Below are 13,457 nucleotides of genomic sequence, written 5' to 3' on the forward strand. Positions count from 1 at the left end.
AATGGGCGGAGTGTCGTGATGGAACCGCTTCGGGCCGATCCAGAAAGATGTGCGCGGGACTGTGCGGAAGTTTGCGGGTCCGCGCGACTGCTGTGCGCAGCGGAGAGGGGCTTGAGGGATGAGTACTTCGGTTTCGCCTCACGGGTTCGAGACCGTACGAGGGCGCGGTTATCGCCCGGAGGACGTGGACCGGCGTGTCGAGGGGCTCTCGATCGACCGCGACTCTTGTTGGGAGCGTGCCGCCCGGTTGACCGTTCTGGCCAACGAGATGGAGGCCGAACTCGGCGAACTGCGGGCCTATGTGACGCAGCTGCCGGAGCAGACCTACGAGTCCCTCGGTGAGCAGTCGCGGCTGATTCTGACGACGGCGGAGTCCGAGGCGGCGCGGCTGCGGTCCGAGGCGGCGGCGGACGCGGAGCAGGCGCACGACGATGCGGCCGACTACGCGCAGGACGTCCAGGACGCGGCGGACAAGGCGGCGCAGCGGCTGCGGACGGAGGTGGAGGAGGACGCCCGGCATACGGAGAAGGCGGCGGCTGACGAGGCGGCGGAGCTGGTGGCGGCGGCTGTCCAGGAGGCCGAGCAGTTGCGGGCGGAGGCTGCGGCGGAACTGGCGGAGACCCGGCGGCGTACCGAGCGGCTGCTGAAGGACCAGGAGGCCCGGCACGCCGAGGAGTGGGACGCCCTGGAGCGGGAACTCGCGCGCCTGGAGACCGAGATGGACCAGCGGGTCGCCGAGTTGGACGCCCACGGGGAGGCGGTGATGGCCGAGCGGCGGCGGCTGACGGCGGAGACCGAGGAGGCCGCGCGGCACCGGATGGAGGACGCCGAGGCGCAGGCGGCGGAGCTGTTGGCGCAGGCCAGGGTCGAGGTGGAGCGGATCGAGCGGACAACCGAGCGGATCGTGCGGGAGCACGATGAGGCCCGCGAGGAGGTCCGGGTCCACATGACGCATGTGCGCAACAGTCTGGCGGCGTTGACGGGGAAGGACCCGGCGGAGTTCTCGGGGTCGGGGTCGGGGTCGGGGTCTGGCGCGGGGTCTGGTGAGGGGGCTGGTTCCGGTTCCGGTGTGGCTTCGGGGGCGGGTGCTGGGGCGGCGACGGGTTCGGGTTCGGGTGCGGACCGGGGGCCGGATCCGGACAGTGAGCAGACGGTGGAGACGGAGTTGCCGCGGGTGGACCGGGGTGGCCAGGGGCGGCGTTAGGCCGCGGCTGGTTAGCCCCCTGCCCGGCCGATATTGGGTCCCGGCCCGGCTGATGTGAGTCGTAGGTCGGGGCGTGATCAACCCGGCGAGTGGGGGGGCGGGCGGCAGCCGCAGCGGCAGCGGCAGTCGCCGTAGCGGTCGAGGTCGAGGTCGTGGACGCAGACGCAGTCAGCTGGTGGGCGGGGCACCGGCGCTGTCGTCACCGTTCGCCTCGGTCGCATCGTTCATCGCGTCCCCGCCTTTAGCCCCGTCCCCGTCCTCGTCCCCGTCCCCGTCCCCGGCCTTCGGGCTGGTCGGGTCGGCTGTTCCCGTTGTGTCGGGGTGGTCGGTTGGTGTGCTCGTTGTGGTGGTGGGGGCCGGGTGGGATTCGGGGTGGAGGGGGAAGCGGCGGGGGGCCAGTAGCAGGACGGTGAGGAAGGCGAGGGCGGCGGCGGCCGCGGCGCCCAGGTAGACGTGTTCGACGGTGGTGTCGACGGCGCGGCGTAGGTAGTCGGCGGCGCGGGCGGTGAGTGCGCCGGCGTGTTGGAGGGCGTGTGAGACGGCGTCGAGGTCGTGCGGCAGGCCGGTGCGGATGGCCGTGGGGGCGTGGGTGAGGCGGTCGTTGAGGGTGGTGTTGGCGATGGCGCCGAAGAGGGCTGCGCCGAGGGACTGGCCGACCTGGCGGCAGAAGAGGATGGAGGCGGTGGCGGTGCCGCGTTCGGCGTAGCCGACGGAGGACTGGACGCCGATGATCAGCGGGAGTTGGAAGAGGCCGAGCGTGGCGCCGAGGGCGAGCATGAGCAGGGCGGGCTGCCAGGCGGCGCCGGGGTAGGGGAGCAGGGGGAAGGCGAGCAGGACCAGGGCGGCGCCGCCGATGCCGAGGAGGGCGCAGTTGCGGATGCCGATGCGGTTGTAGACGCGGCTGCTGAAGGCGGCGGATATCGGCCAGCTCAGGGTCATGACGGAGAGGACGAAGCCGGCGGCGGTCGGGCCGAGGCCGAGGACGGCCTGGGCGTAGGTGGGCAGGAAGACGGTCGGGGCGACCATCAGCAGGCCCAGGGCGCCCAGGGCGAGGTTGACGGCGGAGATGGTGCGGCGGCGCCAGACCCAGCCGGGGATGATCGGTTCGGTGGCGCGGCGTTCGATCAGGACGGTGGCCGCGGCGGCCAGGGCGCTGCCGGTGAGCAGGAGGAGGGACGGGAGGGAGAGCCAGGGCCAGGCGGTGCCGCCCTGGACGAGGGCGGTGAGGAGCAGGCCGCCGGTGGCGAAGATGGCGAGTGCGCCGGGCCAGTCGATGCGGGTGCGGCGTCCGGTGGTGGCCGGTCGCTCGCGGGGGGTGTCGTGGAAGTGGCGGGCGATCAGCCAGAGGGCGAGGGCGCCGACGGGGAGGTTGATCAGGAAGATCCAGCGCCAGTCGCCGTAGGTGGTGAGCAGGCCGCCCAGTGCGGGGCCGGCGACCGAGGAGACGGCCCAGACGCTGGAGAGCTTGGACTGGATCTTGGGGCGTTCCTTCATCGGGTAGAGGTCGGCGGCGATGGTCTGGACGGTGCCTTGGAGGGCGCCGCCGCCCAGGCCCTGGAGGATGCGGAAGGCGATCAGGGAGCCCATGTTCCAGGCGCCGGCGCAGGCCAGGGAGCCGATGAGGAAGAGGACGATGCCGGCGAGCAGGATGGGTTTGCGGCCGTAGGTGTCGGAGAGCTTGCCGTAGACGGGGAGGGTGACGGTGACGGCGAGGAGGTAGCCGGAGAAGAGCCAGGAGAAGACGGCGAAGCCGCCGAGGTCGCCGACGATCTGGGGGACGGCGGTGGCGATGATCGTCGAGTCGAGGGCGGCCAGGGCCATGCCGAGCATGAGGGCGGCGATGACGGGGCCGCGGCGGGCGGTGGTGGGGCTGTCGGGTGGCTGGTTTTCGGTGCCGTTCCGGCCGGCGCTGTGGCTGTCCTGGGTGGTGCGGCTCACCGGGCCCCCTCCTGGTGTGGTGTGGCCGACGCGGTACGTGTAGTCGGCACGATTCCGGTGACACCTTGGCACGCGCGGTGGCGGGGCGGAATGGGGTTTCTCGCAGCGTGGGACGGCGGCGGGCGGCCGCTGCGGCGGCCGGTTGTCGGTGGTCCGGCGTAAGGTGGTCAGCCCTGGTCCGGGTGCGCCCGTCGGCGCTGTCGAGGGGGTGGCGGACCGGTCGCGTTGTTCGCCTCGCTGGGACGGAAACCTTTTCATGAGCCTGAGTGGTCTGCTCGACGCCGTCGTACGGGACCCGGCGCTCGCCGAAGCGGTCAAGGCCGCGGCCGACGGGCACCGGCCGCATGTCGACCTGGTCGGGCCGCCGGCCGGCCGCCCGTTCGTGGTGGCGGCGCTGGCGCGGCGGACCGGTCGCCCGGTGCTGGCGGTGACGGCCACGGGCCGGGAGGCCGAGGACCTGGCCGCCGCGCTGCGGTCGCTGATGCCGGCCGGTGAGGAGAGCTCCGTCGTGGAGTTCCCGTCCTGGGAGACGCTGCCGCACGAGCGGCTCTCGCCGCGGTCGGACACCGTCGGTCGGCGGCTGGCGGTGCTCCGCCGGCTGGCGCACCCGACCGCGGACGACCCGACGGCGGGCCCGGTGTCGGTGGTGGTCGCGCCGATCCGCTCGGTGCTCCAGCCGCAGGTCAAGGGGCTGGGCGAGCTGGTGCCGGTGAGTCTGCGGACGGGGCAGACGGCGGATCTCGAAGAGATCGTGGACGGTCTTGCGGCGGCTGCGTACGCGCGAGTCGAACTGGTCGAGAAGCGTGGCGAGTTCGCGGTCCGCGGCGGCATCCTGGACGTTTTTCCGCCTACGGAGGAGCACCCGCTGCGGGTGGAGTTCTGGGGCGACGACGTCGAGGAGATCCGGTATTTCAAGGTCGCCGACCAGCGTTCCCTGGAGGTGGCCGAGCACGGGCTGTGGGCGCCGCCCTGTCGTGAGCTGCTGCTGACCGATGAGGTGCGGGCGCGGGCCGCGGACCTCGCCGAGCAGCATCCGGAGCTGGGCGAGCTGCTGGGGAAGATCGCCGAGGGGATCGCCGTCGAGGGCATGGAGTCGCTGGCCCCGGTGCTGGTCGACGACATGGAGTTGCTGCTGGATGTGCTGCCGAAGGGCAGCATGGCGGTGGTCTGCGATCCGGAGCGGGTGCGGACCCGGGCGGCGGACCTGGTGACGACGAGCCAGGAGTTCCTCCAGGCGTCCTGGGCGGCCAGTGCCGGGGGTGGCGCGGCGCCGATCGACGTGGGCGCGGCGTCCCTGTGGGGCATCGCGGACGTCCGGGACCGGGCCCGTGAGCTGGGCATGATGTGGTGGTCGGTGTCGCCGTTCGCGGCGGACGAGGAAGCGGCCGACGGGGACACCCTCAAGCTGGGGATGCACGCCCCGGAGACGTACCGCGGTGATACGCAACGGGCGCTGGCCGACACCAAGGAGTGGTTGGCGGACGGCTGGCGCACGGTGTTCGTCACCGAGGGGCACGGCCCGGCGGCGCGTACGGTCGAGGTGCTCGGCGGGGAGGGCATCGCCGCCCGGCTGGAGGCCGACCTCGGGGAGATCGAGCCGTCGGTGGTGCATGTGGCCTGCGGCTCGATCGACAACGGCTTCGTCGACCCGGGCCTGAAGATCGCGGTGCTGACGGAGACGGACCTGTCCGGGCAGAAGGCCGCGGGCAAGGACGCGGCCCGGATGCCGGCCCGTCGCCGCAAGCAGATCGATCCGCTCACCCTCCAGGCCGGTGACTTCATCGTCCACGAGCAGCACGGCGTGGGCCGGTACATCGAGATGGTGCAGCGCACGGTCCAGGGCGCCACCCGGGAGTACCTGCTGGTGGAGTACGCGCCGGCCAAGCGCGGTCAGCCCGGGGACCGGCTGTACATCCCCACCGACCAGTTGGAGCAGGTCACCAAGTACGTGGGCGGCGAGGCGCCGACGCTGCACCGGCTCGGTGGCGCGGACTGGACGAAGACCAAGGCGCGCGCCAAGAAGGCCGTCAAGGAGATCGCCGCCGACCTGATCAAGCTGTACTCGGCGCGGATGGCGGCGCCCGGCCACACCTTCGGCCCGGACACGCCCTGGCAGCGGGAGCTGGAGGACGCGTTCCCGTACGTGGAGACGCCCGATCAGCTGACAACGATCGCCGAGGTCAAGGAGGACATGGAGAAGTCGGTCCCGATGGACCGGCTGATCTGCGGCGACGTCGGTTACGGCAAGACCGAGATCGCGGTCCGGGCCGCCTTCAAGGCCGTTCAGGACGGCAAGCAGGTGGCGGTGCTGGTGCCCACCACCCTCCTCGTCCAGCAGCACTACGGCACGTTCACCGAGCGCTACGGCCAGTTCCCGGTCAATGTCCGGGCGCTGTCCCGGTTCCAGACGGACACTGAGGCCAAGGCGGTCCTGGAGGGGCTGCGGGAGGGTGCGGTGGACATCGTCATCGGCACCCACCGGCTGTTCTCGGCCGAGACCAAGTTCAAGGACCTGGGGCTGGTGATCGTCGACGAGGAGCAGCGGTTCGGCGTCGAGCACAAGGAGCAGCTGAAGAAGCTCCGCGCCAACGTGGACGTGCTGACGATGTCCGCGACGCCGATCCCCCGCACGCTGGAGATGGCGGTCACCGGCATCCGGGAGATGTCGACGATCACCACGCCGCCCGAGGAGCGGCACCCGGTCCTGACCTTCGTCGGCCCCTACGAGCAGAAGCAGATCGGCGCCGCCATCCGCCGTGAACTCCTGCGCGAGGGCCAGGTCTTCTACATCCACAACCGCGTCGAGTCCATCGACCGTGCCGCGGCCCGACTCCGCGAGATCGTGCCCGAGGCGCGCGTCCAGACCGCCCACGGTCAGATGGGCGAGTCGCAACTGGAGCAGGTCGTGGTGGACTTCTGGGAGAAGAAGTTCGACGTGCTGGTCTCCACCACCATCGTGGAGTCCGGCATCGACATCTCCAACGCCAACACCCTGATCGTCGAGCGCGGCGACAACTTCGGCCTCTCGCAGCTGCACCAGTTGCGCGGCCGGGTGGGCCGGGGTCGCGAGCGCGGCTACGCGTACTTCCTCTACCCGCCGGAGAAGCCGCTGACCGAGACCGCGCACGAGCGGCTCGCGACGATCGCCCAGCACACCGAGATGGGTGCCGGCATGTACGTGGCCATGAAGGACCTGGAGATCCGCGGTGCGGGCAACCTCCTCGGCGGTGAGCAGTCCGGCCACATCGCGGGCGTCGGCTTCGACCTGTACGTGCGGATGGTCGGGGAGGCGGTGGCCGACTACCGGGCGTCCCTGGAGGGCGGCGCGGAGGAGCCCCCGCTGGAGGTCAAGATCGAACTCCCGGTGGACGCGCACGTTCCGCACGACTACGCGCCGGGCGAGCGACTGCGCCTCCAGGCGTACCGGGCGATCGCCTCGGCCAGCACGGAGGAGGACATCGCGGCGGTCCGCGAGGAACTCACCGACCGCTACGGCAAGCTGCCCGAGCCGGTGGAGAACCTCCTCCTGGTCGCCGGTCTGCGGATGCTGGCCCGCGCCTGCGGCGTCTCGGACATCACCCTCCAGGGTTCCAACATCCGCTTCGGCCCGGTGGAGTTGCGGGAATCGCAGGAGCTCCGCCTCAAGCGGCTGCACCCGCGGACGGTCCTCAAGCCGGCCACCCGGCAGATCCTGGTGCCGCGCCCGACGGCCGGCCGGATCGGCGGCAAGCCGGTGGTGGGGCGGGAGTTGCTCGCCTGGGTGGGGGAGTTCCTGACGACGATCTTGGGGTGACCCGTTCCGCCTTCTTCCGCCTTTGGCGGAGGGGGTGCTGTGGGGCGGGGCGCCTGGTGGTTGGTGGGTGCCGGGGGCGGGCCTGCGGGGGCGGGTTTCCGGACTGCTGCGCTTTACGTCCGGAAACCCGCCCCGGAGCCCCCGAACCCGCCACCCACCACCCAGCGGGGCCCCACCCCAACACCCCCTCCGCCGAAGGCGGAAGAAGGCGGAGAACGACAACGCCGGGTCAGCCGACAACGCGCGCGGCCACCCGCCCCGCGCACCCGACGGCATCCATCCGCCCCGTATCGACCGTCAGGTCGTACCGCACGCCCCGGTGCACCAGCTCCGCCTGGGCGGCGGCCATGCCGGGGACGCGGTCGCCGCGAGCCCGTTCGCGGGCAGCGGCGATCGCGGCATCGCACCGCACACCGACCCACAGCACGTCGAGCCCGTCGAGCGCGGCGCGCCACCGTGCCTGGCCGCTGGCGCCGCCGAGGAAGACCTCGTCGACGATGACGCCGGTGCCGGTGCGGGCGATGGCCGCGATGCCCTGGCACCAGGCGGACTCCAGGCGGCGGAAGGCGGGGCCGACCGTGATCTCGCCGTCCGGGGCCACCGCCAGGCCGTCCGGTGTGGAGGTCAGGGCGGGCGGTAGGGCGTCGACGAAGGTGTCCACGCCGAAGGTGAGCCAGGGCCGGGGGAGGGTGTTCTGGAGGGCCCGGGCGAGGGAGGAAACGCCGGCGCTGGAGCCGCCGTTGAGGACGATGACGTCGGTGGTCATCGGGTCACCGTAGGCGGGCCCGGTGCGGGCGCGCACAGGATTTCCGGTCCGCCACCCGGCCGATCCGGTCCGCCACCGGGCCGATCCGGTCCGCCACCGGGCCGATCCGGTCCGCCACCCGGCCGATCCCCGGCCGATCCCCGGCCGATCCCCGGCCGGCCGGGTCGTTATCGGGCCGACGTCCGGTGCAGGACCACGACGTCCCCGGCGGTGCCGATCAGGACGTAGGTGGACCTGGGGTGGCGGGCGGTGGCGTCGGCCAGGGTGTGTTCGGGGGTGTGGTCGTCGTGGAGTTGGGCGGCGACGTAGTCGGGGGCCAGGCCGCCGGTGTCGCCGGTCCAGTAGACGCGGGTGCGGCCGGTGAGGTGGCTGAGCGGGCGGATGTCGGACTCCACCGTCGCGCCGTCGGGTATGCGGTCGAGCAGTCGCTCGGCGGCGGTGACCGACGGCGGTGTGCGGTAGGTGTCGGCCTCGGTCAGCCGCGCCAGCGGCAGCGTGGTGGTGAGCGCGAGTGCGGCGGCCAGGACGGCGGCCGGCAGGTGGTGGGCGTAGGAGCGCAGCCAGGGCCGTCGGGAGGCGAGGGCGCGCGGTAGGGCGTCGACCAGGGCGAGGAAGACGACGGGCATCAGGACGGCGCTGTAGTGCCAGTCGGTGCCCCAGTAGTGCGGTTCGTGGGAGAGGAAGCGCCAGCCGAGGGTCGGTGCGGCCACGAGGAGCAGGGGGGAGCGGAGGGCGAGCAGGCCGGTGGTGGGCAGCAGGGTCCACAGCAGGGTGCGGAGAGCGACGTCGAGGGGTATGGCGGGGGCGGAGTTGCCGTGGCCGCCGAGTTTGTTCCAGTAGTCGTACGAGCCGGAGCCGTTGAAGGCGGGGATGACCAGGCCGAGGACGACGGCGGTGGCGGTGATGCCGACGGCGACCAGGGCGAGGGGGAGCGGGCCGGCGCGGCGGGTGCGGATCAGGGCGAGCGCCCCGATGGCGGCGGCGGTGACGCCCAGGTCCTCCTTGACCAGGATCAGCGGTGCGGCCCAGCACACCGCGGTGTTCCAGCGTCCGCGCAGTGCCGCTTCGAGGGCGAAGGCGATCAGCGGTACCGCGAAGGCTATTTCGTGGAAGTCGAAGTCGACGGCTCGCTGGATGCCCCAGGACAGGCCGTAGGCGAGGCCGAGGGCGAGCCCGCGTCGGCGGCCCAGGTGGTGGGCGGCGGCGCGGGTGACGGGTATCGCGGAGAGCGCGAACAGCGCGGCCTGCGCGGTGAGCAGGGTCAGGGGGGAGGGGAGGAGCCGGTAGAAGGGGGCGAGCAGCACCAGGATGGGGCTGAAGTGGTCGCCGAGGATGTTGGTGCCGGGGCCTTTGAGGTCGACGACGGGCGCCTGAAGGTGGGCGTAGCCGCGGATCGCCTGCTCGAAGATGCCGAGGTCCCAGGAGATCGTGGACAGCGTGCGGTAGCGCCAGTACGAGAGCACGGCGAACGCGAGGAAGAAGAACCCGGCGGTCCAGTACGGGTCGAGGCGCGGGGCGCGGAGCGCGGCGAGCCGGGATGCCGGTGGGGTGGCGGGTCCGGTCGTCGGGGCGGACGCGGTGGTGGGGGACGGCCCGGGGCGGCCGTCCGCCGCGGTTGCTGCGGCCGTGTCCATGCGCGTCCTCACTCTCGATTTCCGAAAAGATATCCGAATCGGGGTGCGGGTCGGTCCGGTGTTCGCCGGCCGGCCCGTCTCCTCGTTCATCTGTCCCGCAACCCTGTTGCCACGCTTTTCGGATTGGATCCCCCACGTGATACGGACCGCCCCGTCCGCCCGCCCGCACGGCCCCGCCGCGAGCCGTTCGCCCCTCGTGCCGCGGGCCGTTGGTGCCGCCGCCCTGGCCGCGCTGCTGACCGTCACCGGGTGCTCCGGCCACGGCGGCCGGGGTGGCGGTGGTGCGGACGCGTGGCAGACGGGTGCGCGGCAGTGGCCGGCGCGTAAGCGGGTGGCGTTGGCGAACGATCCTCCCCCATGCCTTAAGGGCATGGGAGGTGCCCCCATTCCCTGATCGCGGTGGAGGCGTCGGCCAACCGCAGCAAGAGCGACGGGGACGCGGCGGACTGGCTGCCCCCGTACGCCGGTTACCGCTGTACGTATGTCGCGCGGCAGGTGGCGGTGAAGAAGAAGTACGGGCTGTGGGTGACGCGGGCGGAGAAGGACGCGATGGCCAAGGTGCTCAACTCCTGCCCGCGGCAGGCGCTGCCGGGCGGTGGGACGCCGACCGAGGCGCCGGCGCGCTTCACGACGAAATAGCCGCCGGCTTACGCAAAGACGGCCCCTGGCCCGGATCGCGCGGGGCGCGGATCCGGGCCAGGGGCCGTCGGAGGGCGTTCTTTTCGGGTGGCGCCGGCCGGGGCTGGGCCGCTCGGGTCAGCTGGTCGGCAGCTTCCAGTGGACGCCCTGCAGGTCGATGTCCGGGGCGACCTCGACGTCGAGCTCCTTGGCGGTGGGCGGCGCGTCGAAGGCGACGTCCACGGTGGCGGTGGCGCCCGGGGCGATGGAGCCGTCGAAGCCGATGCCGATCTTGCCGTCGATGATCTGCTCCGCCTTGCGGCCGTCGGTGCCGGTCTTGGCCTTGATCTGGGTCAGGGCCGGGTTGAAGGCGGCCTTGCCCTTGTTCTTGATCTGCACGGTGACCTTGAACGCCTTGTTGCCCGCGGTGTGGCCGGAGACGATGTCGCCGACCGTGTACGGGGAGAGCTTGGCGACGCTCACCTCAAGGCCCTTGTCCGGGTAGGTCGCCGCGTCGCCCGGCCCGTAGGGCTTGTCGGCCTTGCCGCCGTCCTTGGGCTGCGCCTGCGAGCCGTTGACCTGCTTGTTGATCTCGTCGACCGCCTTGTTCACGGCGAGCGCGGTGACGATGACGCCGACGATCGCGAGGATCAGGGCGAGGCCGCCGAGGATCGTGCCGGTCAGCGCCACGCCCTTGTTGGTCGCCTGGCCCTTCTTGACCCGGCTCAGGCCGACGAAGCCGAAGATCAGCGACAGCAGACCGAGCGGTCCGGCCAGCCAGAACAGGATCATCGGGATGCCGCTGAGCGCGCCGATGATGCCGAGGATCAGGGCGGTGATGCCGAGGCCGTTGCGGGCCGCCTGGTGGTGGCCGGGGGTCGGCATGCCGGGCGCCCCCTCCGGGACGGGCTGGTACTGCATCTGCTGGGACATGCGAAGGGGCCCCTTCCGGGCGCTGGACTGCGTTCGGTCGAATCGGTGGGCCAATAACAGCAGAGGCTGTGAACCGAGTCAACACGAGTTCACGAAACGCCGTGGTTCACGACGTGAAGGGGTCTGTTCGTGGTGCATGGGTATGCTCGTCAACACAGAGGTCACACTGAGGTCACGGGGTCATCAGGACAGGAGCCACACAGGTGCCGGAGAAGGCGACGGACGACAGCGCGGGCCGCGGCGCTACGGACACCAGCGCAGACAGCGGGGCGGACGGCCGCCCGACCGAGGTGACCGCCGCCGGCATCGCCCGGCTCGCCGGCGTCGGCCGGGCCGCGGTCAGCAACTGGCGGCGCCGCCACGCCGACTTCCCCAAACCCGTCGGCGGCACCGAGACCAGCCCCGCCTTCGCCCTCCGCGACGTCGAACAATGGCTCCGCGACCAGGGCAAACTCGCCGAGGTCCCGGCCCGCGAACGGGTCTGGCAGCAACTCGTCGGCCACCCCGCCGGAGCCGCCGCCGCGCTCCGCCAGGTCGGCGCCGTCCTGCTGCTCGTCCACGAACGACCGGCCGCCTGGCGCGAACTCCGCGGCGCCGCCGACGACACCGAACTGACCGGCGTGCTGCCCGCCATGCTGGAATCCGTCCTCACCGGTCGGCTCGGCCCCGAGCACCCGGTGCGCGGCCTGACCCGCGCGGCGCTCGCCCACTCCGCTGCCCTGGTCCGCGCCGCCGGCGACCTCGCCACCACCGACGGCGCCGCCGCGGCATACGGCTTCCTGCTCGGCCGCCACCTGGACGCCAACCCCCGCCAGTACACCCTCACCCCGCCCGGGCCGGCCGCCCTGATGGCCGAACTCGCCGCATCCGCCGGCCCGCCCACCACCGTCCTGGACCCCGCCTGCGGCGCCGGCGGACTCCTGGCCGCCGCCCACCCGCTCTCCCACCCGGCACCCGACGCCGCCCCCCTGACCCTCCACGGCCAGGACGCCGACCCCGACCTCGCCGCCCTCACCGCACTCCGGCTCGCCCTGGAAGCCCCCGGTGCCGAGGTCCGCGTCCGGGCCGCCGACACCCTGCGCGCCGACGCCTTCCCGCAGCTCGCCGCCGACGCCGTCCTCCTCCACCCGCCGTTCAACGAACGCAACTGGGGCCACGACGAACTCGCCTACGACCCCCGCTGGGAGTACGGCTTCCCGGCCCGCACCGAATCCGAGCTCGCCTGGGTCCAGCACGCCCTGGCCCGGCTGCGCCCCGGCGGCACCGCCGTCCTCCTCATGCCGCCCGCCGCCGCCTCCCGCCGCTCCGGCCGCCGGATCCGCGCCGACCTGCTGCGCCGCGGCGCCCTGCGCGCGGTGATCGCCCTGCCCGCCGGCGCCGCCCCGCCCAACAACATCCCGCTGCACCTGTGGGTGCTGCGCAAGCCCGGCGGCACCCCCTCACCCGTCCCACAGCTGCTCGTCGTCGACACCGCCCCGGCCGCCAAGCCCTCGGCCTCGTTCGAGCCGGGCGGGACTCCCACCGCCGGCCGCGACAAGTTCGACTGGCAGACCGTGCGGGCCACCGCCGTGGACGCCTGGCGGGACTTCGACCGCGACGGCGGCATCGAGGAAGTGCCCGGCGTACGGCGCTCCCTGGCCGCCATCGACCTCCTCGGCGACGACGTCGACCTGGCCCCCGCCCGGCACCTGCCGCCGCCCGCCGCGGCCGGCGGCCCCGCCGAACTCGCCCGGGTCCACGACCGCCTCACCGCGACCCTGGCCCGCACCACCGCACTCACCCCGCACCCCGGCGCGGACGCCACCGCCCCCCAGCCGCCCGCCGCCCGCTGGCCGCTGACCACCGTCGGCGAACTCGCCCGCACCGGCGCCCTCGTCCTGCGCACCGGCGGCGCCGGCACCACCGCCCCCGGTGGGGCGGCCCCCGCGGTCCTCACAGACCACGACGTCATCGGCGGCCTCGCGCCCTCCGGGACCCTCCCCGAGACCCCCACCGGCACACCCCCCGAGGAGCCCGTCCTCGTCCAGGAGGGCGACGTGATCGTCCCGGTCCTCGGCGGCGGCGCCACCGCCCGGGTCGTCGACGAGACCACCGCCGGCACCGCCTTGGGCCGCAACCTCACCCTGCTGCGGCCCGACACCGCCGCCCTCGACCCCTGGTTCCTGGCCGGATTCCTGCGCGGCACCGCCAACAACCGCCAGGCCAGCAGCTACGCCTCCACCGCCACCCGGCTCGACGTCCGCCGCCTCCAACTGCCCCGGCTCCCACTCGCCGAACAGCGCCGCTACGGCCGCCGGTTCGCCGACCTGGCCACCTTCGAGAACGCCCTACGGCTGGCCTCCCGGCTCGGCGAACAACTGGTCCAGGGCCTCCACGACGGACTCACCGACGGCTCGGTCGCGCCGGACTGAGCCCCGGACCCGGGACGGTCGGACAGCCGTCCCGGGCCGGCCGGCAGCGGGGGCCGGCAGATTGTCCGTCGCAATTCGTACAACCTTGCACACGCGTTCGCTGTCGTATATACGCTCGCCAACACGTGCGCGCACCGACGGACCCACGGTGGCGCACACG

The 13,457-nt window shown here is 73.0% G+C and carries 7 protein-coding genes and 1 pseudogene; 4 read left to right on the plus strand and 4 right to left on the minus strand.

All coding sequences use genetic code 11. The features are described from left to right. The first annotated feature begins 184 nt into the window (after window positions 1-184). On the plus strand, window positions 185-1,204 hold the full coding sequence (locus ACO0M4_RS22480) for a cellulose-binding protein (RefSeq protein WP_430372700.1): 1,020 nt from the start codon (window positions 185-187) through the stop codon (window positions 1,202-1,204). Between the two features lie 168 nt (window positions 1,205-1,372). On the opposite strand, the gene ACO0M4_RS22485 is transcribed toward ACO0M4_RS22480, so the two are convergent. Further along, window positions 1,373-3,034 carry an MFS transporter gene (locus ACO0M4_RS22485; RefSeq protein ID WP_430373897.1) on the minus strand — a complete coding sequence of 554 codons (1,662 nt, stop codon included), beginning with the start codon at window positions 3,032-3,034 and terminating at the stop codon, window positions 1,373-1,375. Between the two features lie 364 nt (window positions 3,035-3,398). On the opposite strand from ACO0M4_RS22485, the gene mfd reads away from it, so the two are divergent. Continuing rightward, window positions 3,399-6,935 carry a transcription-repair coupling factor gene (gene mfd, locus ACO0M4_RS22490; protein WP_430372702.1) on the plus strand — a complete coding sequence of 1,179 codons (3,537 nt, stop codon included), beginning with the start codon at window positions 3,399-3,401 and terminating at the stop codon, window positions 6,933-6,935. A gap of 229 nt (window positions 6,936-7,164) precedes the next feature. Here mfd and cpt read toward each other — a convergent pair whose 3' ends face one another. Next, the gene (gene cpt / locus ACO0M4_RS22495) at window positions 7,165-7,701 is read right to left on the minus strand and encodes a chloramphenicol phosphotransferase CPT (RefSeq protein ID WP_430372703.1); all 537 of its coding nucleotides are present in this window, start codon (window positions 7,699-7,701) and stop codon (window positions 7,165-7,167) included. Window positions 7,702-7,868: 167 nt separating this feature from the next. Further along, on the minus strand, window positions 7,869-9,335 hold the full coding sequence (locus ACO0M4_RS22500; RefSeq protein WP_430372704.1) for a DUF2079 domain-containing protein: 1,467 nt from the start codon (window positions 9,333-9,335) through the stop codon (window positions 7,869-7,871). A gap of 283 nt (window positions 9,336-9,618) precedes the next feature. On the opposite strand from ACO0M4_RS22500, the pseudogene ACO0M4_RS22505 reads away from it, so the two are divergent. Continuing rightward, window positions 9,619-9,974: pseudogene (locus ACO0M4_RS22505) on the plus strand (GmrSD restriction endonuclease domain-containing protein); the annotation flags it as partial. A 117-nt stretch (window positions 9,975-10,091) separates the two neighbouring features. On the opposite strand, the gene ACO0M4_RS22510 reads toward ACO0M4_RS22505, so the two are convergent. Further along, the gene (locus ACO0M4_RS22510) at window positions 10,092-10,886 is read right to left on the minus strand and encodes a DUF4190 domain-containing protein (RefSeq protein ID WP_430372705.1); all 795 of its coding nucleotides are present in this window, start codon (window positions 10,884-10,886) and stop codon (window positions 10,092-10,094) included. A 290-nt stretch (window positions 10,887-11,176) separates the two neighbouring features. On the opposite strand from ACO0M4_RS22510, the gene ACO0M4_RS22515 reads away from it, so the two are divergent. After that, a complete protein-coding gene (locus tag ACO0M4_RS22515; protein WP_430373898.1) occupies window positions 11,177-13,297 on the plus strand; it encodes an N-6 DNA methylase in 2,121 nt (706 codons plus the stop codon). Window positions 13,298-13,457 lie beyond the last annotated feature (160 nt).

The sequence above is a fragment of the Streptomyces sp. RGM 3693 genome (assembly GCF_050471125.1).
Classification (GTDB): domain Bacteria; phylum Actinomycetota; class Actinomycetes; order Streptomycetales; family Streptomycetaceae; genus Streptomyces.